This is a genomic window from Coriobacteriia bacterium (genome assembly GCA_031292615.1).
Classification (GTDB): Bacteria; Actinomycetota; Coriobacteriia; order Anaerosomatales; family JAAXUF01; genus JARLGT01.
This window is the reverse complement of the sequence record JARLGT010000010.1, coordinates 12,072-33,951: the sequence shown is the minus strand read 5'-3', so window position 1 is coordinate 33,951 and position 21,880 is coordinate 12,072. Positions and strand designations below refer to the sequence as shown.

The 21,880-nt window shown below is 64.8% G+C and carries 19 protein-coding genes; 10 read left to right on the top strand and 9 right to left on the bottom strand.

The window, feature by feature from the left end; genetic code table 11:
• Positions 1-27: 27 nt before the first annotated feature.
• Together P4L93_00815 and P4L93_00810 are read right to left on the bottom strand one after the other, a co-directional pair.
• Positions 28-1,986 (bottom strand): M13 family metallopeptidase, encoded by a 1,959-nt coding sequence (locus P4L93_00815; GenBank protein MDR3685493.1) that lies wholly within the window; start codon positions 1,984-1,986, stop codon positions 28-30.
• A gap of 98 nt (positions 1,987-2,084) precedes the next feature.
• Positions 2,085-3,293, bottom strand: coding sequence for a glycosyl hydrolase (locus P4L93_00810; protein ID MDR3685492.1), 1,209 nt, complete (start codon positions 3,291-3,293; stop codon positions 2,085-2,087).
• Positions 3,294-3,654: 361 nt separating this feature from the next.
• On the opposite strand from P4L93_00810, the gene P4L93_00805 reads away from it, so the two are divergent.
• On the top strand, positions 3,655-5,274 hold the full coding sequence (locus P4L93_00805; protein MDR3685491.1) for an Ig-like domain-containing protein: 1,620 nt from the start codon (positions 3,655-3,657) through the stop codon (positions 5,272-5,274).
• Between the two features lie 99 nt (positions 5,275-5,373).
• Here P4L93_00805 and P4L93_00800 read toward each other — a convergent pair whose 3' ends face one another.
• On the bottom strand, positions 5,374-8,034 hold the full coding sequence (locus P4L93_00800) for a bifunctional acetate--CoA ligase family protein/GNAT family N-acetyltransferase (protein MDR3685490.1): 2,661 nt from the start codon (positions 8,032-8,034) through the stop codon (positions 5,374-5,376).
• Between the two features lie 154 nt (positions 8,035-8,188).
• Here P4L93_00800 and P4L93_00795 point away from each other — a divergent pair, with 154 nt between their 5' ends.
• Positions 8,189-9,361, top strand: a complete 1,173-nt coding sequence (locus P4L93_00795) for an acetoin utilization protein AcuC (protein ID MDR3685489.1) — start codon at positions 8,189-8,191, stop codon at positions 9,359-9,361.
• Positions 9,362-9,739: 378 nt separating this feature from the next.
• Here P4L93_00795 and P4L93_00790 read toward each other — a convergent pair whose 3' ends face one another.
• Entirely contained in the window at positions 9,740-10,636 is an 897-nt protein-coding gene (locus tag P4L93_00790; protein ID MDR3685488.1) for a hypothetical protein, read from the bottom strand.
• 215 nt (positions 10,637-10,851) lie between these two features.
• Between P4L93_00790 and P4L93_00785 the strand changes: the two genes are divergently transcribed.
• The 3 genes from P4L93_00785 (at position 10,852) to P4L93_00775 (ending at position 14,043) form a co-directional block, all read left to right on the top strand.
• Positions 10,852-11,850: a DUF389 domain-containing protein gene (locus P4L93_00785; protein ID MDR3685487.1), complete on the top strand. Its 999-nt coding sequence runs from the start codon at positions 10,852-10,854 to the stop codon at positions 11,848-11,850.
• 178 nt (positions 11,851-12,028) lie between these two features.
• Entirely contained in the window at positions 12,029-13,267 is a 1,239-nt protein-coding gene (locus P4L93_00780; GenBank protein MDR3685486.1) for a glycosyl hydrolase, read from the top strand.
• 182 nt (positions 13,268-13,449) lie between these two features.
• On the top strand, positions 13,450-14,043 hold the full coding sequence (locus P4L93_00775) for a hypothetical protein (protein MDR3685485.1): 594 nt from the start codon (positions 13,450-13,452) through the stop codon (positions 14,041-14,043).
• Positions 14,044-14,124: 81 nt separating this feature from the next.
• On the opposite strand, the gene P4L93_00770 is transcribed toward P4L93_00775, so the two are convergent.
• Both P4L93_00770 and P4L93_00765 read right to left on the bottom strand, forming a co-directional pair.
• Positions 14,125-14,322: a twin-arginine translocase TatA/TatE family subunit gene (locus P4L93_00770; protein ID MDR3685484.1), complete on the bottom strand. Its 198-nt coding sequence runs from the start codon at positions 14,320-14,322 to the stop codon at positions 14,125-14,127.
• 254 nt (positions 14,323-14,576) lie between these two features.
• Complete coding sequence (locus P4L93_00765; GenBank protein MDR3685483.1) at positions 14,577-14,780, bottom strand: cold-shock protein; 204 nt, start codon at positions 14,778-14,780, stop codon at positions 14,577-14,579.
• Positions 14,781-15,008: 228 nt separating this feature from the next.
• On the opposite strand from P4L93_00765, the gene P4L93_00760 reads away from it, so the two are divergent.
• From P4L93_00760 to P4L93_00745, 4 genes are all read left to right on the top strand, one after another.
• Entirely contained in the window at positions 15,009-15,341 is a 333-nt protein-coding gene (locus P4L93_00760; GenBank protein MDR3685482.1) for a hypothetical protein, read from the top strand.
• A gap of 46 nt (positions 15,342-15,387) precedes the next feature.
• Positions 15,388-15,594, top strand: a complete 207-nt coding sequence (locus P4L93_00755; GenBank protein ID MDR3685481.1) for a hypothetical protein — start codon at positions 15,388-15,390, stop codon at positions 15,592-15,594.
• A 117-nt stretch (positions 15,595-15,711) separates the two neighbouring features.
• Entirely contained in the window at positions 15,712-16,500 is a 789-nt protein-coding gene (locus P4L93_00750; GenBank protein ID MDR3685480.1) for a slipin family protein, read from the top strand.
• Between the two features lie 25 nt (positions 16,501-16,525).
• Entirely contained in the window at positions 16,526-17,173 is a 648-nt protein-coding gene (locus tag P4L93_00745) for an NAD(P)H-binding protein (protein MDR3685479.1), read from the top strand.
• Positions 17,174-17,193: 20 nt separating this feature from the next.
• Here the strand turns inward: P4L93_00745 and P4L93_00740 are convergent, their stop codons facing one another.
• Genes P4L93_00740 through P4L93_00730 form a run of 3 tightly spaced genes read right to left on the bottom strand, consistent with a single transcriptional unit; the run spans position 17,194 to position 20,577 of the window.
• The gene (locus tag P4L93_00740) at positions 17,194-18,714 is read right to left on the bottom strand and encodes a DUF4118 domain-containing protein (GenBank protein MDR3685478.1); all 1,521 of its coding nucleotides are present in this window, start codon (positions 18,712-18,714) and stop codon (positions 17,194-17,196) included.
• 47 nt (positions 18,715-18,761) lie between these two features.
• A complete protein-coding gene (locus P4L93_00735) occupies positions 18,762-20,120 on the bottom strand; it encodes an HD domain-containing protein (protein MDR3685477.1) in 1,359 nt (452 codons plus the stop codon).
• A 13-nt stretch (positions 20,121-20,133) separates the two neighbouring features.
• Positions 20,134-20,577: a response regulator gene (locus tag P4L93_00730; GenBank protein ID MDR3685476.1), complete on the bottom strand. Its 444-nt coding sequence runs from the start codon at positions 20,575-20,577 to the stop codon at positions 20,134-20,136.
• A 244-nt stretch (positions 20,578-20,821) separates the two neighbouring features.
• On the opposite strand from P4L93_00730, the gene P4L93_00725 reads away from it, so the two are divergent.
• Entirely contained in the window at positions 20,822-21,661 is an 840-nt protein-coding gene (locus P4L93_00725; GenBank protein MDR3685475.1) for a hypothetical protein, read from the top strand.
• The last annotated feature ends 219 nt before the right edge of the window (positions 21,662-21,880 follow it).

The window sequence follows — 21,880 nt, the reverse complement described above, 5'->3', positions numbered from 1 at the left end:
GGCGGTATGGGGGTTACTTCACGCGCTTTACCAAATATGCGCCCGCAACTCAGCCGCCCGCACCATCGGCGTTCCATCGGGGATTTGGAAGGCTGCTGCGAACGCGGGGAGGTTTGCGAGCGGACCGTTGACGCGCACTCGAGCGGGCGAGTGCGGGTCGACGTTGACCAAGAGTCTGGCGTACTCGTCGGTGAAGTTCGTGTGCCACACGGTCGCCCATGAGAGGAAGAAGCGCTGCTCGGACGTCAGGCCGTCGATGAGTGGCGCATCGGTCGGCAGCACCTTTCGAAGCGCCGCAAGCGCGATCGTCAGCCCGCCGAGGTCGGCGATGTTCTCGCCGAGGGTAAGGCGCCCGTTGACGTGCAGGTCGTCGACGGCCACGTACGCATCGAACTGTTCGACCAGCACTTGCGCGCGGCGATCGAACTCGGCGCGGTCGGCCTCGGTCCACCACTCGCGCAGCGAGCCCTTGGCGTCGAAGTGGCTGCCACGGTCGTCGAAGCCATGCGTGATCTCGTGCCCGATGACCGCACCGATCGCGCCGTAGTTCACGGCATCGTCGGCCTCGGCATAGAAGAACGGCGGCTGCAGAATGCCGGCGGGGAAGACGACCTCGTTGAGCAGCGGGTGGTAGTAGGCGTTGACCGAGTGTGCCGGCATTGCCCACTCGCGAGTGTCGACCGGCTCGCCAAGACGGCGCAGCTCACGGTCGTGCTCGAAGGCGGCGCAGGCCATGCGGTTCTCGGCGTGCGAGGTCCGGCCGATGGATAGCGCCGAGTAGTCGCGCCACTCGTCCGGGTAACCGATCTTGTACGTGAAACCGGCCAGCTTCTCGAGCGCCTGGGGCTTGGTGGCGTCGGTCATCCACTCGGCGTCGCGGATCGCATCGCCCATCGCAACCAGCAGCTGGTCGACCATCTTCTCGCAGCGATGCTTGGCCTGCTCGGGGAAGGCAGCGGCGACGTAGAGACGGGCGACCTGCTCGCCGATGTCGGCGCTGGCAGCGACGAGCACGCGCTTCCAGCGCGGCCGCTGGTGCTGCTGGCCGCCCAGCGTGCGGCCGAAGAAGTCGAACGCCTCGTCCTCGAACGCGGGCGAGAGCGAGCTCGCGTACGCCCGCACGAGGTTCCAGCGAAGGTAGTCGCGCAGTGTCTCGATGGGCGCCTCGGCGAGTGTGGCTTCGAGCGCAGTGAAGAAGCCGGCGTTGTCGATGTTGACGCTCGCCGATGTCACACCCAACTCGCGCACGAAGCCGGTCAGTCCGAAGGCAGGCATCAACTCGTCGAGCGAGTCGACCGAGTGGCGGTTCATGGTGAGGTTCACGTCGCGCAGCTGCTCGTTGGTGTAGCACGCCTCGGCGAGGCGCGTCTCGAAGGCGAGGATGCGCTCTGCAGCCGCACGCGCAGCCCCAGCATCATCGCCGAGATTGACGAGCTGCTTGGCGATGTGGCCCACGTACGCCTCGCGCAGCTCGATTGAGCGCTCGTCGTCGCGCGTGTAGTAGTCGCGCTCCGGCAGGCCGAGTCCACCTTGCCCGACGTAGACGAGATAGGCGTTGGCGTCCTCGAAGTCTGGTGCGATGCCGACGTCCACCAGCACGCTGATTGCGAGCGGTTGCAGGTCGCCCGCGAGCGCGCGGACATCGGCGATGCTGGCGACGGCGGCGACCCGCTCGAGGTAGGGTGCAAGCGGCGCCGCCCCCGCAAGAGCGATCGCGTCCACGTCCATCGCTGCGGCGAAGTAGTCGCCCACCATGCGGCTCGGCGTTCCCTCAACCTGCGCGCTCTTCGCGGCGTCGAGCAGCAGGTGGTGCAGCAGCTTCTGGTTGCGCTCGTTGACCTCGTGGAAGGCGCCCCACGAGCCGTACTCCGGCGGGACGGGGTTGGCGTCGAGCCAGCCGCCGTTGGCGTAGCGGAAGAAGTCCTCGGAGGCGGGGACGTTCTCGTCGAAGAAGGCGGGGTCGATCGCTCGTGGCGCGTCGGTCATGGAGGCTCCCGAGGTGTGAATGCGGGTAGTGGAGTGGAGATTACCCGTTCCCGGGCGCCCGCGGCGAGCAATTCACCTCGACCTCACAACTGCAGGCGCTACTTCACGGTCAGCTTGATGGTCTTGGAGATGACCGGGCCGCGCCCCGAGTCGCCGGGGAAGCTGGCTCGCAGGTAGTACTTGCCGCGCACAGTCGGCGTGTAGTGCAGCGACCAAGTCCCGGCCGAGGTTGTTGTGACCCAGCGCTTCAACTGGCCGTGCCTAGGGACCGACAGAGTGATGCGAACGGTGCTGCCGGCTCGGCCAGGGCGCAGGACGCCGGAGATGCGAACCAGACGCCTACGCTTGGCGGTCGCCACGTTGGTCTTGATCGCGAGAGAGCTTGGCAACAGCGATGGTGCCGCAATCTGCCTGTACGCAAGGCTCGTGAAGCCGGAGTTCAGCGCCGAGACGCTGCTTGCCGATGTGTCCACGCGCCAGTCGCTGGTCAGTGGCGCGTCGAACCAGCAAACGCCGTCTATGCGTGTGTAGCGCTGCGCGATGGCGTCGAACATGTCGGAGATCCAGGCAGCCTTGCCACTGCCGCCTTCAACACAGCTCGTCTCGGCGATGAAGATGGGCTTGGGCGTGATGGCTGCGACCTGGTCGTAGGTCGCTCCAAAGACCTCGGAGAAACTGCGCCATGGCGAGCCGTTGTTGTAACCGTCCATTGCAGCGTAGTCCACGTACGCATCGCCGGGGTAGAAGCTCGCGACGTCGTAGTCGACGTTGGGGCACCAGACGAACTTGACGTTGGTGGCCCCCTGCTCGGCGAAGATGTCGTGGACGTGCCGATAGGCGGCGATCAGCGCTGCCGGCGTGTTGGCGCCAGTCGTTCCCCACGGGTACCAGTCGCCGTTCATCTCGTGGAAGGGCCGCAGCCACACCGTCTTGCCGTAAGACTTGGCGGCCTTCGCGAAGGAATTCAGGTACGCATCGTCGCTACCGTTGTTGATCGTGGCCAGCCCGCTGTTGCTTGTCGACCAGAACTCGAGCGTTACGAGTGGTGTGGCGCCGGCCGCATCGACGTTCGCGCAGGCGGTAGTCGGGAAGTTCTCGGTGTCCGCGATGAAGAAGTTGACGACCGAGGCATGAGTGCCGAGCTCGGCCTCCGCCGCAGTGATCGGGGCCATGCTGTTGGGAGCGCCTGGGACGTAGAGACCGAGCCAGCGGGGTGGGGTGGTCGCAGCCAGAGCGGGTGCGGCGAACGCACATGTCGAAAGGAGGACGGCCACTGCGGCCGCCACGAGAGCGAAACGCTTCTGCATGCTTGTACTTCCATCTAAGCGAGTCGTATGCAGGCGAGTCGCCCGCAATGCAAGACAAGCATGATGGGTCCGCATGAGAGGAGTCTGAGGCCAGTATTACGAGGTTCACATTAATAAAGGAAACGAATGGAGGTTCCGTGTGGCGGCGGCCGGCAGCGGGGGTGTACAAGGTCATCTACGGCCCATCCAGCCGGCCGCGGGGTGCTCGTGCGAGCGCGTATCGGCACTGGCTCACGTTTGTTCTGTGACGCAGGTCACCGGAGCTCCAACTATCCGGTCAAGGTCTTGTGCGGTGCGCCGATGAGGTAGGTGACGGGGGTTCCGAGATTGTGGATCCCAGCGGTACCCCGAGGAGAGCACCATGAAGACCTTGCCCCGCCTGATCGTGCTTGTCGCTTTGGTTGTTGCCGCACTTGCCGCCACTAGCTCCGTCGCATTCGGCGCGTCGCGACTCGTCTTTTCCGACGAGTTCAACGGACCGTTGAGCACAGCGACCTGGGCCAACGACACTCCGTGGAACACCCACTACACCACCGGCGAACTCGAGTACTACGACCCTGCCAACTGCACGTTCGCCAACGGCATGATGACGCTGAAGACTGAGACCCGAGCCAACAACGGCTATGCGTACAGCTCAGGCATCGTTACCAGCCTCCCGCACACCAAGTTCACGTACGGCTACTTCGAGATTCGCGCCAAACTCCCAGGCGGACCCGGTATCTGGCCGGCATTCTGGCTCACCAACGACAGCACGTTGGAGATCGACGCGCTCGAGATGTTGGGTAGCGACTCCCACCGTATCTACGGCACGCTGCACGAGCACAATGCGCAGATCTATCAGGGCATCAAGGACGGCCCGGACTACTCGGCGGGCTTCCACACCTACGGCGTCGACTGGCAGCCCGACCACGTGAAGTGGTACATCGACGGCGTCGAGTACGCCTCGTACAACCACGCGGTGCCCGCAGACCCGATGTGGATCACGCTGAACACCGCGGTGGGTGGCCCGTGGGGCGGCGTGCCCACGTCGGCGACGCACCTCCCGGTCAACTTCGACGTCGACTACATCCGTGTCTACGACACGATGCCCACCGCTAACGTCGCTCCCGTCGCCAACGCTGACTCCTACGCAACCGCGTACGCCACGGCCAAGAGCGTCTCGGCACCGGGCGTGCTCGGCAACGACACCGACGCCAACGGCGACAAGCTGACCGCCTCAGTCGTCACTCAGCCCACCAACGGAACGCTTACGATGGCGGCCGACGGCTCGTTCAAGTACACGCCCAACGCCGGCTTCTCGGGAATCGACTCCTTCACCTATCAGGTCAGCGATGGCTTGGCCGCCTCGGCTCCAGCCCAGGTGTTGATCGGGGTAGCCGGTTCGGACGTGCGCGGCCCCTTCGCGATGGGCGACTCGTACGCCGTCGGCGTCAACACCACGCTGAACGTAGGCACGGACAACGGCCTTCTGGCAAACGATATCGACACGATGGGCCGCAGTATGACGGCGCTTGTCGCCGTACAGCCCACGCACGGCACGCTGGCCCTTTCCGACGACGGATCGTTCGCGTACACGCCTGCCTCGGGCTACTCGGGAGTCGACACGTTCACGTACATCGCGGCCGACGGCAGCGCCGTGTCCGACCCGACCGGCGTTTCTGTCACCGTCGTCCAGCCCAAGACGATCGCGACCATGCCGGTAGTCAGGCTCAAGAGCCGCGCTCGGCGCACGTACAACGTTGGTGGAGCGGTGCGCTTCGCCGCCAAGCCCAAGTCCAAGGTCGTTGTCTCGTTGCAGATGCAGCGTTACCTGCGTGGCGCGTGGCACGCGTACAAGACGCCCAAGATGACCAACCCCGCCGCGAACTACAAGACGGTCGTCAAGCTGCGCAGAGGAACGTTCAGAGTGCGCGCGTCCGTCTCTGTCGGAGGTGCGAAGGCGGCCACCTCCGTGTGGGCAAAGTCGTTCCGAGTGCGCTAGACCTCAACCGCGCTACGACTGAGCGGGCGTCCCCTCCAGGGGCGCCCGCTCTTCGTCTGTCCGGCTGGGTGCCTGGGTCTGCTCCACACGCCGCCGGTGCTACTCCAAGGGCAGGCGCACGGTGGTGACGCAGTCCTCGCTGCCCTCGTCGATGAAGCCGAGCTCCGAAACCACCTGCAGCATGCGGTGGTTGTTGGAGTCGATGTAGCCGCTGATCTCGCGCAGCCCCTTCTCCTGTGCGATGCCGATGATCGTGTCGGTGAGCTTGAAGCCCAGTCCGCGGCGTTGGAACTCGTCGTGCACGATGACTGCGAACTCGCCTCGGCCACGGTCGGCCTCGCCCATCAGGCGCCCGACGCCGATAATCCGCTTCTTCTTGCCTTGGCCCAGCTCGCCGACGATGGCGATCTCACGGTCGTAGTCGATGTTGACGAACCGCGTGAGCAGCTCGTGGCTGATGTCGAGGTGGCTCACAAAGTAACGCTGGCGAAGTGTTAGCTCGGAGACGGTTCTGAGGAAGTCGGCAATCATCGGCTCGTCTTCGGGGCGAATCGGTCGCAGAAGCACCTCAGTGCCGTCCGAGAGCCGCCAGGGCGTCACATAGCGTGTCGGGTAGGGGGTGATGACCATATGCGGTCGCTTGGGCTTGTTATCCAGCACGCTCTTGTCGATCACGATGCGCGCATCGACGGCGCATGCCTTGCCATCGGCAATCACCAGCGGATTGATGTCGATCTCGGCGATCTCGGGGAAATCGACCACGATGTTGGAAAGCACGGTGAGCAGTTCCTCGAGCTCCTCGACCTTGGGTGCAACCACTCCTCGGCGAGGCGAGGCGATCGTCCGAAAGATGCGCGTGTCCTCCATCATGCGGCGGGCGAGAGTCTGGTTCAGTGGCGGCAGGCTCACCGAGAAGTCGGCGAGTCCCTCGGCTCCCACGCCGCCGGCCCCGAATACGATCACGGAACCGAACTGCGCATCCTTCTTCATGCCGAGAATCAGCTCGAAGTCGACCTCGCGAATCATCTTCTGTACCGAGACGCCCTCGATGACGGCCTTGGGCGAACTCTTGGCCACGCGTTTCATGATGCGCGCCCAAGCTGCCTCGAGATCGGCCGGGGAACACACCCCCACCTCGACGCCGCCGGATGCGCTCTTGTGGGTGATGTTGTGCGACATGATCTTGAGCACGACCGGGTAGCCGACCTTCTTGGCGGCCTTGAGCGCCTCGTCCACGGTCTCGGCGGTGACTTGCGGCACGACCGGGAAGCCGTAGGTGGTGATGAAGCGCTTCGACTCTTCCTCAGTCAGCACCGTGCGCCCACCGGCGACGATTCGCCGCAGCATCGCCTGGAGGTTGTGCTTGGGTGGGGCAACGTCGATTGCGAGTTCTGCGGGGGTCTCGTAGAGCAACTCGAGGTTGCGCGCGTACTCGTACATGCTCATGTACGTGCGCACCGCCTCCTCGGGCGTGTTGTAGCAGGGCACCGCCGCCTCTTGGAAGATGGCGCGTCCCGCGGCCACCGTCTCACCACCCATCAGCGCGGTGATCACCGGCTTGGCCGAGCCCTTCACGAGCGCCGCAACCTTCGCCGCCATGTCGTCAGGTCGCGCGTTGCCCTGCGGCGTGTAGAGCAGCACGATGCCGTTGACGCCCTGGTCGGCCAGGCACGCCTTCATGGCGGCGACGAATCGGTCGCTTCCTGCGTCTCCGAGCAGGTCGACCGGGTTGGCGTGGCTCCAGTAGGGCGGTAGCGCCTCGTCGAGCGCCGCCATCGTCTTGTCGGAGAGCTGGGCGAGGCGCCCGCCGTGTTCGATGACCGAGTCGGTCGCCATAACTCCCAGCCCGCCGGCGTTGGTGACGATCGCGACGCCCGGTCCCACCGGCAGGCGGCGCGAGTCGAGAACCTCGGCGGCGTGGAAGAGGTCGGCCACCTCGTGGACGCGGAGCACGCCCACGCGCCGGAAGGCGGCCTCGTAGACCTCGTCGTCGCCCGCCAGCGCGCCGGTGTGCGAGAGCGCAGCACGCGCGCTCTCGGAGTACCGGCCCGGCTTGAGCACGATGATTGGCTTGTTGCGTGCGAAGCTGCGGGCTGCGCTCATGAACCGCCGAGCGCTGCCGATCGTCTCCATGTACACCAGGATCGCGCGGGTGTGGGAGTCCTCGCCCAGGAAGTCGATCAGGTCGGCGAAGTCGACGTCGACCATGCTGCCCACCGAGGCGAACAGCGAAAAGCCGACATGCGCGCTGACCGCCCAGTCCAGCATGCCGGTGCCCAGAGCACCGCTTTGCGAGATCAGCGCGATGTCGCCCGGCTCGGGCGAGACGGTCAGGAACGAGGCGTTGAGCCCCACGCTAGGCCGGATGATGCCGAGGCAGTTGGGGCCGACAACGCGCATCGGGTAGTCGCGCAAGATCTTCTTGATGCGTTTCTCGAGAGCGAGGCCTTCTTTGCCGGTCTCTCCAAAGCCCGCCGACACCACGATCGCGCCGTAGACGCCGGCCTTTGCGCACTCGAGCAGGATCTCGGGGACGCCCGCGGCCGGAGTGGCAACGACGGCGAGGTCGATCGGTACGCCAACGGCGCCGATGCTCGGGAAGCACGGGACGTCGAAGATGGTTTTGTGGTTGGGATTGACCGGGAACAGATCCCGTCCCTCCGAAGCCATCAAGTTCTCCATGATGGTGCGACCGACCGTGTCTGGCGTTTCAGTGGCGCCAATTAGAGCGATCGTCTTGGGATCAAGCATTCTGCGCATGTGCGAAGCACCTCCAGTGGTGAGCGTTCCCTGTATACCCGTTGCGGCATCGCTGCGGGCTGCGCAACCCTGCCAACCACGAGTAGTCTGAGCAGCGGATAGGGCACAAAGACCAAACGGCCGCCCGGCCGTTGAATCGCCGAGGAGGTGCGTCGTGGCGCGAGCAGCACTGATCTGGGACCCTGCGCTCGCCGCCTACGACCTCGGCGATGCGCATCCTCTCAACCCGTTGCGCCTGACACTGAGCGTGGAGCTTATGGAGGCGTTCGGCATCCTGACCGGCGACGCCCTCGTCTCGCCGAGACCGGCCACAGAGGCGGAGCTGTTACTGGTCCATTCGGCGGGCTACATCGAGGCCGTGCGTCAGGCTAGCGACTGGAACTCCGACTTCAGGCCGATCATGGGCCTCGGCACCGACGACAACCCCACCTACCCGGGCATGCACGAGATCGCCGCGCTCACCGCCGGGGCGTCGATTCGAGCCGTCGATGAGGTGCTATCTGGCCGCCGCACGCGCACTTTCTCGATCGCCGGTGGCATGCACCACGCGCACCGGAGCCGCGCTGCGGGCTTCTCGGTATACAACGACGCGGCGGCGGCGATCGCTGTCGCGCAAGCGGCACATCCGAGTATACGTGTGCTCTACATCGATATCGACGCGCACCACGGCGACGGCGTGCACGAGGCGTTTCTTGGCTCGGCAGACGTGCTGACGATCTCGCTGCACGAGAGTGGCCTCTACGCGTTCCCCGGCACCGGTTTCCCCGGCGAGAGCGGTCACGGGCCCGGCGTGGGGTTCTCGGCGAACGTACCGCTGCCGGCGTACGCGACCGACGAGTGCTACGCGCTGGCCTTCGACGAGGTAGTGGCACCGCTGGCGCGGGCGTTTCTGCCCGACCTCATCGTGGCGCAGCTAGGAGTCGACGCGCAGCACGACGACCCGCAGACGGAGCTGGGCCTCACGCTGCCGGGCTACCGCGCGCTCGTGCGCGGCATCATCGAACTCGCCGACGAGCTGTGCGACGGCCGCCTCGCCGCGCTTGGTGGAGGCGGCTACCACGTCGTCGAGGTCGTGCCGCTCGCGTGGACGTGGGTGATGGCCGAGCTTCTGGGCCGACAGCTCTCCGACGAGGTGCCCGAGTCGTGGCGCGCGGCGGTGCGAGCGCGCCTCGGCGAGGAGCCGCCACGCAGCATGGGCGCCAACGACCGGTTCGATTCGGCACCCGAGCTTGCCGGCAACGTCCTCGCGCTCACCACCGAGCGCATCCGAGAGGTGCAAGCGGCAGTCTTCCCGCATCACGGTCTGACCCACCGCATCGCGCCGTAGCGGCTGGGGCTTGCGAGCTGCCTTTCAGTCACCGCCACGCATGTGGGTACATCCCACTAACGCGCCTTGACGCAGGCGCGAAGGCTGCCGTGAAAGACGCGTTCGCGGCAAAGGCCGTGGCGGCCGGCGGAACGATCGCTGTTCCCTAGCGCGCCGTTCCCGGTTCGGGCTGGCTGACCTACATCGCCGATCCGGCCGGGATTCTCTTCGGCATCATGCAGTACGACGAGACTGCGAAGTAGTGCACATCGCGACCGCGACCCGCACCTGAGCGGTCCGGCGTCGCGAAGGACCGTTCTCGCGCAGCCCCGGCATTCGAGCACATGCCGGGGCTGCCTGCTGCACCGGCATGTGCTCGGGGCGTCTGCAGATCGATGCCTACCCGTTCGTGCCGCGGCTGGGGCCGCCGCTGTAGCTGTACTCGGAGCCGAAGATGCTGTGCGGGATGAAGTAGACGGCGAGCGTGACCAGGCCCGCCCCCACCACAATCCAGCGATTGCGGCGTTTGCCCCAGTTCAGCACGACTGCGACCACCCACGCCAGCAGCTCCACGACCACCTTGTTGTCGGTCCAGTCGCCTCCATAGGGGAATCCCGACCACCACACGCGGAACGCGTACCACTGCACGATCGGCCCCAGCACGAACGCGCCCAAGAAGAACGCGATCAGCGTGGCCCACAGCATCCACGTGTAGTCGCCGTCGATGATGGCTTCAAGCGACGTGCGAATCGCGAACAGCATCGCGAGGAAGATCACCAGGATGTGGATGGCCAGCACGAAAATGGGCACGTCGCCCTTGTAGCGCGCCAGAATCGCCTTGTCGCCCGTGACTGAGAACGGCTTGCCCGAGCCGTCGTTGAGGTAGACGAGGTACTCGTACTTGCCGGCGCGCTCCTTCAGACTCGGCAGCTGGGCGCCCACGCCGCCAACATTGGTCACGCTGCCCCGCCGAGAGAACTCGAACTGACCGGCCTTCAGTGGCAGCTCCCGCCATGCGTCGCCAGACGTGTAGCGGCGAAACTTCACGGTTGCGGTCAGCCCCTGCGGCACCGGGTCGAGGAGGAGCACCTTGAGATCCGTGCCGATGGTCTCGCTGCGCAGGAACTCGAAGTGAACCGGGCCCTTCGCGGTTTGGACGGTGCCTTGAAGCGGGTACGTCGGGCCGGTCTCGTCCTGCCACAGAAGCGCGGCCCCGGTCACGGCGCAGGCAATCAGCCACAGAATGACGCTCGTGATCACCGGATGACTCGTGATGAAGCGCCTCAGTCCGCCCATTGTGCGACGTCCTCCCCCGCTGGCCGAAGTCAGTCTTCACGCCCCTGCGACTTCGCCGAGAACCCATCTCACTCCTGCGTGGCCCAGGCGAGTTGCGCCGCTGCTTCCAGCGGCTAGTGACGCGACGCCGCCCTCCAAGTTCGCTCGGCCAGCCGAGGGGGTATCTTCCAATCCAGCGAATCCGGCCTCGCATCAGCGCGAACGAGGAGCGACCCTTGGCGAACTTCGGCGACATCTTGCACGGCGGGAAAGTGGACGGGTCGGAGCTCCAGCGCGTCCGCGACGTTCTACTTTTCGAGCAGCCGAGACTTCAAGAACGGCTTGTCAGATTCTGGGCGTTGCTCATCCTCGCCGCCGCGATTGCCACGTTCGGGCTCATCGGCGACTCTGTGGCAGCCGTCATCGGCGCGATGATCGTGGCGCCGCTCATGCTGCCGATCATGGGTTTGGCTTTCGGCATCGCGATCGGGGATCGCAAGGCGATAGTGAGTTCGCTGCTCGTTGGAGTTGGCGGAATGCTGACCGCGATCGCAGTGGGTTTCGTCCTGACGCTACCGTTCTCGCGTACTCTCGACCCAACGAGTGTCGGCCAGATCATATCCCGCACGTCCCCGCGCCTCGTCGACCTGCTCGCCGCTGTCGCGACGGGATTGGCGGGCGCGTTCGCCATCGGGCGCAAGGACGTCTCGGACACGCTGCCGGGTGTGGCAATCGCAATCTCATTGGTGCCGCCGCTGGCTAACGTGGGCATCCTGCTCGCCGTGGGTCGACCGGACTTGGCCCTGGGCAGTCTGCTGCTGTTCTGCACCAACTACCTGGCGATTCTGCTCACCGGATCGTTTGTCTTCGGACTCATGCGATACCCCCAGATCGCGCTTGCCGGCCAGTCCATGCGTGCACGTCGCACGGCGATCGTGCTCGTGGTCGTGCTCATCTGCGCTATCACGGTGCCGCTTGCTCTGACGAGCTACGACGTAGCGATCACCAACATCATGGAGCGCCGTGCGAACACCGCTACCGAGGCATGGCTCGCAGGCAGCGACTACCGCGTCGTGTCGGTGAACGCTGGTGAGCAGGTGCAGATTGCGGTCACAGGAAGTGGGAAGCTCCCATCGACCGACGTGCTCAAGGCGGCGCTGCGCGGCAAGCTGTTCGGCAAGACGGTCGCGCTGGACGTCATTCCCGATCAGCGACAGGTGTTCCCCAGCCAGTAGCGTAGCGTTCGTTTGGCGGCCGCCGGTCGCGCATAACGAGCAGCGGGGAGTGGCGTTGCCCGCGTCCTCGAACCCGCCGGCACGTGCGCACGGGCGTTGAAGGGCGTATCTTGCGGACGAGAGAGTACGTTGTGCGCGCAACGTCCGGCGCGAAGGCCGTCCGCGAGGTAGGTTATCCGTGATCCGCAAGCCGCGCTCTGCACGCCGAGCACAGCAGCCATCCAGTCTCCGCGCCGTGCGCGCCTTCATCGCGCTTGCGCTGGTGCTCGCGGCCCTGGGACTCGCGGGCACGAGCGCATCCGGTCGCGCATCGATCGCCCTTGCCGAGACCACCCCTACGGTGGGCGAGACCTCGTCGAGCCCAGAACCCACGGGCACCGAAGCCAGCGACCGCCCGCTTGCGGGCCGTGTCAGCGCACCGTCGCGCGGCGCGTACATAGGCGTGTTTCGGCCACCTGCGCCGTACCAGGCGACGGCGCTCTCCGCGTACAAGACCCTTTCGGGCAAGTCTGCGTCGATCGTCATGTGGTTCCAGCCGTGGGCGCCGAGCGGGGCCGGGCGGTTTGACGCGGCATCGGCTATTGCGCTTTGGAATCGCGGCGCAGTCCCGTTGATCTCATGGGAGCCGTGGAACCCCGGGGACCAGCCACACAACCTCAAGACGCCGAGCGACATGCCGGCATGGACGCTCGCCAAGATCGGCGCCGGCGACTACGACGCCTATCTCACGCAGTTCGCCAGAGACGTGAAGGCGGCGGGCGGGCCGGTCATGATCAGCCCGTTCCACGAGATGAATGGCTGCTGGTATCCATGGTGCGGGTTGGCGAACGGCAACAGTCCGGCGCAATTCGTGACCGCTTGGCGTCACGTCCACGACCTCTTCGAGCGCGAGGGCGCAACCAACGTGACATGGGTGTGGAGCGTGAACTTCGAGAGCCGCCCCGCACTCCAAGTCAATCGGTTCGCGGCGTACTACCCCGGTCCGTCGTACGTGGACTGGGTGGGCGTGAGCGGCTTTAACTGGGGCGGCATGGGTGGCGGTCCATGGCGGAGTTTCGACAAGATCTACAAGACGCCGCTGAGCTACCTCAAGACGACTCACAAGCCCGTCGTCATCACGGAGATCGCGTCAGTCGAGAACAAGGGGAGCAAGGCACACTGGCTCACTGACACGTTCAAGCGCATACGCACGCGGCATCCCGAGATCAAGGCCGTCATCTACTACGACGCCTTGGAGCACGGTCTCGGCCACAAGCAAGACTGGCGGATCAACAGCTCCAAGAAGAGCCTGGCGGCATATCGCGCCGCCGTGAAGCCGAGCGCCTTCATCGGGAGTACCCCAGCCGCGCTTTCTCAGTGGCGAGCCCGCCTCACCTCCGAGCAGTGGGTCGGCCTCTTCGCGCTGAGGCGCTACTGAGCGCGATTGCGCTCGCTCGACGCCTCGCCGAACAGCCATTGTGCGCTGCGTTCGGCCCACGCATGGCGCAGGGGGAGTAGTGTTGTCCTCGGCCGAGCATCCGAGCACTCACTCGAACTCGCCACATTCCCGGGGTCGGCTCGCCGCGAAGGCGCGTCTTCGGGCAACAGAGCCGAGGACCGATGTCTCGTATCGACGATCTCATCGAGCAGATCAAGACGCTCGAGGACGAGATGCAGGTCGAGTTCGACAAGAAGAGTCATGACTTCGCGTACGTCATGGACGAGAAGCGCGCCCAGTTCAGCGAGAGCGTCACAGAGCTTCAGCGCGCGTCAAAGACCGGCCTATTCACCTACATGACCGGTGCCTCGCTCCTCAGCTGGCTCGTTTCCCCGGTCATCTACGCGGGGTTCGTGCCGCTCGCCTTGCTCGACGTCTTTCTCTCCGTCTATCAGGCGATCTGTTTCCCCGTCTATCACATCACCAAGGTGAAGCGCTCTGACTATCTGCTGCTCGACCGAGGCGACCTGCCGTACCTCAACATCCTTGAGAAGTTCAACTGCTTCTACTGCGGTTATGCCAACGGCCTGATGGGCTACGGCCGCGAGATCGCCGCTCGCACCGAGCAGTTCTTCTGCCCGATCAAGCACGCTCGGAGGGTTCTGGCCGCTCACGATCACTACCCGAACTTCTTCGAGTACGGCGACGCCGAGAGTTACCGGCATGGGCTTGAGCGGCTGCGGGAGAAGCTGGTCGAGGTTCCTGAGGAGCAGTAGCGCCGTATCGCCCAACGAGGGCCCGTCTCGAGTTCAGGATGGCCCCGGATGATCGTTGTGGACGGGCCTCGAAGGACCGCGCTAAGCGTCTGCATCCTTGGTGGTCTCGGCCTTGGCCGAGGACCCAGCGGCGGAGTCCTCGTCGTCTTCCATGCCATCGCGAATGGACTTCATCGTCTGGCCGAGCGACTTGCCCAGCTGGGGCAGCTGCTTGGGGCCGAAGATGATCAGCACGATGATCAGGATGATGATGAGTACTTGGGGCTCGAACAGCTTCACTGGGGTCTCCCTAGGCTCGTGGGCGACGGAGTTTCTGATCCGTCTCGGCGCCAGACCGCGCGTCGAATCCGAGGCACACGCTCTGCGCAGGCGCCGCAACAGCTGCGATCGCGAAACGGGCGAGATGGATGTCGCATGTCTCTTGCACGTGACGATTCTACTCTCGCAGACCGACCCTGTGCCGCAACTTTCAGAGAATAGAAAGGACGGCCCCTTAAGGACCGCCCTTCCGTGAGTTGCAGCTAGATCGAAGCTTAGAGCTTGGTGATCTTGCTGGCCTGGAGCTTGCCGTTCTGGCCAGTGGTGATCTCGAACTCAACGGCCTGGCCCTCATCGAGGGTCTTGAAGCCGTCGCCCTGGATCTCGCTGAAGTGAGCGAACAGATCGTCGCCGTCCTCGCGCGAGATGAAGCCGTAGCCCTTGTCAGGGTTGAACCACTTAACGGTACCTGTAGCCATTCCTTACCATCCAATCTCGTACCCCGGCGGGGTACACAAAAATGCGGTGCGGTCTCCCGCATGCCAGCGGGTTGACGCACCGCAAACATCCGAGCCCGTGTTCGGACTCGCCGACAGTATGACGGCTTTCGCGGAATTTGCACACCCCTGCATTTCTCGGCAGTTAGTTGACTGGCCGAGACGAACGCAATCGTGCTCCCCGGCACGCCGAATGCTACCGTGCAGGACGTGACGCGAACGCATAAACAAGCCCGTTTCGCTCTCAGCGCGCTGCTCGCGGTGGTGCTGCTTGCTGCTTGTTGCCTCGCCGGCCTGTCGTCGACGTCGAGCACAGTTGGCAGCGACAATGCAACGGCGCCCAACCTGCTCGCGACGCACTCTTCGCCGACGTCGGCGGGCAGTATCGAGGCGAACGCGAAGCTGCAGGTCACGCGTGGAGGGCAGTCCACGGCTCTGACGCCGGGCGTCCTTACGTCGGCGGCTGGCGTGGATGTCGCCGCGCTACCTCGGTTGTGTGCTGGCGTGTCGGTCGAACCCTTCTCGTTGCGACTGCGGATCTGAGCGCTGCCTAGCAGCTCATCCGTTCCGCAATCCAGAAGGGAATCCCATGGTATTCACCACAGGCCAATGGCTTGGCATCGCCGCGTTCACGACAGTTGTGGTTCTCGTGGGCATCGCGCTGCTCAAGCTCGACAGCATGATCGGCACCAACCACGGAGTTGACGAAGGCGAGGTGCCGCAGGAAACGGCGGCGCAGGCTGCCGTGGCATCACCCACTCGAAGCACGTCGCAACATCTTCGTCGACGCCGCTAACGATGGCGTGCCGGGCGCTGCTCCAACAACTAGATGGAGCGGCGCCCGGCTTTGCGTGTTGGGAATCAACTTCCTGAGCCGAGAACAGAAGACACTCTCGTGACTAGGGAGACTCACATGCTGGTATTCAGCGGACTCGTCCTGTTCGGCATATTGATATTCGTCGTACTGGCCTTCATCTCCGGCTTGCGTGTCGCATACCAGTACCAGCGCGCAGTCGTGTTCAGGCTGGGACGAATGAAGGGTATCCGCGGGCCTGGACTGTACTGGCTTGTCCCGTTTGGTTTCGACACGCAGCGCAAGGTCGACATCCGCACGCAGACCATCGACATCGAGAGCCAGGAGTCGATCACCAAGGACTCGGTCACGGTCAAGGTCAACGCGGTCGTGTGGCTCAAGATCACCGACCCGGAGAAGTCCGTCATATCGGTTGCCGACTACTACTCGGCGTCGTATCAGGTGGCGCTGACCACCATGCGAAACATCATCGGCCAACACACGCTCGATGAGGTGCTCAAGGAGCGGGACAAGATCAACACGGCTCTGCAAGAGATCGTCGATCAGGCGACCGAGCCGTGGGGCGTCAAGGTCGAGATGGTCGAGATGAAGGACGTCGAGATTCCCGTCCAGATGCAGCGTGCGATGGCGCAAGAGGCGCAGGCCCAGCGCGAGAAGCGGGCCCGCATCATCAAGGCCGAGGCCGAGAGCGAGGCGGCGCAGAAGCTGGCCGATGCCTCCCTGATCATCACCGCCAATCCGCTTGCACTCGAGTTGCGCCGCATGCAGATGATCACCGAGGTGGGCGCCGAGCAGAACACGACGACCATCGTCATGATGCCGAGCGAGTTCACAACGCTGGCCGCGAGCATCAGCGACCACTTCAAGGCGAAGGACACCCAGTCCTGAGCCGTCCAGACGCCGGGCCGGCAGCGTGAGAGTCGCGGTCTTTGGCCCCACGGGTCCCACGGGCCAACTCATCGTGGCCGAGCTTCTGGCACGCGGGGACACCGTCGTCGCGTACGCGCGGCGGCCGGAACGCCTTGGGCCGCCCCGCGAGCGCCTCGAGGTCGTCACTGGCGACCTCGCCGACGTTACCGCGATCGCACATGCGATCGCAGGAGCTGATGCGGTCGCGAGCGCTCTAGGACCCCACGGCCGCTCGCCCGGGCTGCCGATCGCTGCCGGGGTGGGCGCGATCGTCTCGGCGATGGGGGAGGCGGGCGTGGGGCGCATCGTGCAGGTCTCGACGGCGAGCGCGCCCGACCCGCTCGACCGGCCCGACTTCCGGCAGCGCCTGCTGGTCTCGGCGGTGCGCACGCTGGTGCCGACGGCGTACGCCGAGGTGGTGGCCATCGCCGAGATTCTGCGCGGCTCCGGTCTCGACTGGACGCTCGTGCGCGTCCCGCTGCTCCGCACGACGCATCGTCGACCGCGCCCGCTGCGCGTCGGCTACCCCGGTCGTGACGACATCGGCTTCGCCGTTAGTCGAGAGAGTCTCGCGCGGTTCGTCGCCGAGGAGGTCGGTGCTCGCCGATACGTCCGGGCCGCGCCGATGGTCTGCGACGATCCCGGCGGCTAGCGCGCGTGATGAGCCGATGGTCAGCCGTCAGGGCTCTCGGCGTGTCCGGCCGTCGTCGCGCTGGACTGCAGCTTCTCGGCGGGATCTGGAAGCCGAAAGCAGAACTTTGCCCCGCGATCGACTTCGCCCTGCGCTCTGATCTCGCCGCCGTGCCGAGCGACAACCCGTTGCACGGTCGCCAGGCCGATGCCGATGCCCGCGAACTCGTCTTGCCGATGCAGCCGTCGGAACGGCTTGAAGAGTTGGTCGGAGTAGGCGGGATCGAAGCCGGCTCCGTCGTCGGTCACACATATCCAACGTTTGCCATCGATGTCGGCCGAGGTCACGTCTATGTGTGCGACCTCTCGGTTCTTCGAGTACTTCCACGCGTTGCCGATGAGGTTGCGCATAAGCGACTCGACCATCCGCAGGTCGCCGAAGGTCGTGAGGCCGGGCTCGACCGTGGCTTCGACGATCCGCCCGGGTTTGCCCGCACGGCGCTCTTCGAGAAGCGATGTGGCCATGGCGCTGATGTCGATGGCGTCGCGAGTCATCTCGCCGCGAGTCGTGCGAGAGAGCAAGAGCAGTGCGTCGATTAGCTCACCCATGTTTCTGCTCGCCGCGACAATGTGTTCCAAGTAGTCGCGGCCCTGAGCGTCCAGGCCTGCGGCGCAGTCCTCGACCAGCGCTTGCGAGAAGCCGCTCATTGCGCGCAGCGGAGCACGCAGGTCGTGCGATACGGCGTAGGCGAACGCCTCGAGTTCCGTGTTAGCGGCCGTGACCTCGGCGGTGCGCTGCTCTACCCGCTTCTCGAGCATGACGTTGAGGTTGCGGATGGCCTCCTCGGCCAGCTTGCGATCGGTGATGTCGGCGAGTGCCATGACGAACCGGCCGGAAGATGGGCTCGTCGCGCTGATGTGAAGCCAGCGCGGCTCGGTGGACAGCGGCAGGTACTCGTCGAACTCGGCAGGCTCCTGAAGCGCCGCAACTCGGCCGAGACTGTCGAGGAGCTGGGGATTCGCTTCGAGGATGCCCGGAAACGCATCGGATGCGAGGCGGCCGACTATGTCACGGACGCCCGTGATATGGCCATAGGCAGGGTTCACTTCGAGGTACCGCCAATCGACGGGCCGCTGCTCGTCGTCGAGGATCATCTCGCAGTAGGCCACGCCTTCTTGCAGCGTCTCGAAAAGGAGCTGATACTTCTCCTCGCTCGCTGCGAGCGCGATCTGGGTCTGGCGGTTGAGCCGGTCGTAGACATCGCCGAACAGGTAGCCCATGGCGACGAACAGCGCTGTAGTGGCGATCGCTCCGGGATGGATGTTCCATGAGAATCGCGGAGGCAGGAAGAAGTAGAGAACGAGCAGGCTCGAGATGAGACTCGCGGGAACCGCGGCCCTGCGTCCGCCGAGCGAGGCGGCGAAGAAGATGGCTGGGAAGAAGAAGAAGTACACGGCAGGCTGCACCCAAGGCCAAAGTGCCAACTGCAGTACGAGCGCCACGAACGGCAGTGCCAACGCAATGGCGATACGCCACCGAAGGTCGATTCGCCACAATGTCACGCCGAGCACCGCCTTCGAGTCTTGATCCGCTGGTCGTCGTGCGCCGGCTACCGGGGAAGGGTCGCAAGGCAGGCGTCGACCACGTCGGCGTCGTAGCGAACCCCTCGGCCATCAGAAAGCTCCTCGACGGTCTGCTCGACTGTCAGCGCCGGCCGATACGGCCGATGCGCGAGCATTGCCTCAGTGACGTCCGCGACTCCGATGATGCGCGCCTCAAGGCAGATCTCCGAGCCTCTGAGCCCTGAGGGGTAGCCTGAGCCGTCGAGCCTCTCGTGGTGTTGCCGCACGATCTCGGCGATAGGGCCGCCGAGCTCCGCGTCCTCGAGAATCTCAGCACCCACCTGAGGATGGCGCTGCATGATGAGCCATTCGTACTCGTCCAGCTTGCCCGGCTTGACCAGAATCTCGGCGGGAACCGCGATCTTGCCGATGTCATGGAGCACCGACGCTGTGTGGATCATCTCGACGCGCTCAGGCGAAAGACCGAGCTTCTCGGAGATACGAACGGCAACTTCGGCCACGCCCTCTTGGTGGCCAGCGGTGTACGGGTCGCGCTTCTCGACCATGTGTGCGGCGATCGATACCGAGCCGCGCATCGAGCGCTCCAGCTGCTCGACAAGCGCCTTGAGCTGCTCGGCCGAGTTGCGCCTTGCCGTGATGTCGGCCAGCACTACGACGAAGCCCTCGAGCTCACCGCCAGCTGGGTGGACTGGATCGATGCTCACGTCGAACCATCGAGCATCGCCGTCGCAGCACGGCCCGAGTTCGAACTCCCGCGCTGCGCAAACGCAGTCCTGCTCAGGGACTTCAGCCTGACCGGGGCACAGTGCGTTGAACATGGCCGAGATGTGTTTGCCCACTATCGCGTCGACTGCCATGCCGAACGTCTTGCTCGCCGCGCGATTGATGCGGTGTATCCGGCAGTCTGGATTGAGTATCAGGATGCCGTCGGACAGCGCGTCAAACGTGTCATGCCACTCTTGTCCAGCCACGACCAGCCCATGCTGGGCCTCCACGAGTGCTTTGCGCTCCCCGGCCTCTCGCACCGCGCGTTCCACGACACCCCAAAGGCGATCGAGGGTGTCCTTGGAGACGTAGTCGGTCACGCCGCTGCGCATGAGTTCGACGGCGCGCTCCTCTCCAAGCGTTCCGGAAACGACCACGAACGGGACTAGGGGTTGGGACTTGCGAGCCATTTCGAAGGCCTCGACAGCGCCAAACCCGGGCAGGGCGTAGTCGGAAAGCACGATGTCCCAGGTGGTTCGTTCGAGTTGAGATTGCAGGCCTGCCGCGTCAGAAACTACGGCCGTCTCGATCTCTCGGCCATGGCGGCGCAACTCGCGGTCGATGAGCGACGCGTCGGCTTGAGAGTCCTCGATCATGAGGATGCGGAGCGGCTCCGGCATGAGTTCCGGCCTGCTAGGTGGGCGGCGGTTCGTTGAGCATCATCCAGTACAGCCCGATGTCACGGACTGCGGCCGCGAACTCGGCGAAGTCAACGGGCTTGCGAACGTAGCTGTTTGCGCCGAGATCGTAGCTAGCTACAATATCGGACTCTTCGCTGGAGGACGTGAGCACAACTACGGGCAGCATCTTGAGTCGCTCATCGCTGCGGATACGCCGGAGAACCTCAAGGCCGTCAATCTTTGGCAGCTTCAAGTCGAGCAACACGACCTGGGGCGTGTCGCAGGGGTCCCTGCCGGCGAACGTACCCGTACAGAAAAGGTAGTCGATCGCCTCTTGGCCATCGCGAACGACATCGATAGCGTTCACGATGTGGTTGCGATTGAAGGCGCGAATCGTAAGCAGTTCGTCGTCAGGGTTGTCCTCGACGAGCAATATAGAGCGTCGAAAGTCCCCCATTGCAGCAAGCCCCCCAAGTCCACGGTTCGCTCTGAACCTGTCGGCGCACACGTCCTGCCCCCGCAGACCTGCGCTTATTTCGTCCACGGAGTGTGTACCCCACAATCGTTTGGCTCTACAAATGCATCGCCTTAGTACGAGTTGAGTAACAAGAGGCAGTCGGCTTAGCCTCGGCGTACTCTGCGGAGTAGCGGCGAATGCGGTAGCCTACGCGTGACAAACGCCCGGTTGGAGGGACGTCGCCATGGCGACACAGCACACGGACCGTACACTCCCCGAGCCGCGCGACGCGGCCCGCAACTCGCGCGCAAGGCTCGTGCGCTCGGTTCTCGGCGCAGGGCTCGTTGCGCTGGCGCTGACCGCCGCGCTCGCCACACCGCCGCATCGGGTGCTCGCGGCCGGCGTCCCGGCACTCGCTTCGGGGATGGCCGACACCAGCGGTACCGTCGCTACGAGCGGGACTCCCGGCGCGACCGGCACTGCCGACGCCACCAAGTCCGTCACGCCGACGCCAACCACCACGTTTGCGCGTATGGCGGGCTCCAAGCTCTACATCCACTTCCCGGCGCCGGCTGACAAGCTCGTTGCGGTGGGATTCCACCAGGCGTCAAACACGAAGTCAGTACGCTTCGTGCCGACCATGACCTGTCACAAGATCGACAAAGCCGCCAAGACCAAGGCCCTGCTCAAGAGGGACAAGAAGCTCAAGCTGTTCCAGCAGCCCCTTCGTGGGCGCGGCGACTCCAATTTGACCGCCGCCGACTGCGCCGTTCCGCCCAAGACCGTCGTGTTCGCGCCGGTCGATGGCGTGGTCACCAACGTGCGGCACTACATGCTGTACGGCTACATCTACGACCTGCGCCTCGAGATCAAGCCGGACGGCTCGCCGCATCTGCGCGTGGTGATGATCCACATCACCGGCGTGAAGGTGAAGAAGGGCGACCGCGTGGTGGGCGGAGTGACGCCCGTGGCCGTGGTGCGTCACTTGCCGTTCGTCTCGACCATCAACCGCTTCGTGCCGGTCAAGCCGATCGACCACGTGCATGTCCAAGTGAATCTCGACACGTTCAAGGGCTCGTTCTGAGCGCAAGCCGCCGCAACGAACTCGTCGACGCGCTCAAGTTCTTCGCGATCGCGTTGGTCCCGCTCCAGCACCTCCTGAGCCTCCGCTCGGAGTTCATGAACCTTCCGGGCGCCCATTGGGCCGTTCTGTTCATGCTCTCGTTCGACATGCCTCTGTTCACGTTCCTCTCGGGATACGTGCTTCCTGGCCGGGAAGGCACTAAGCCCTTGGCGTTCCTGC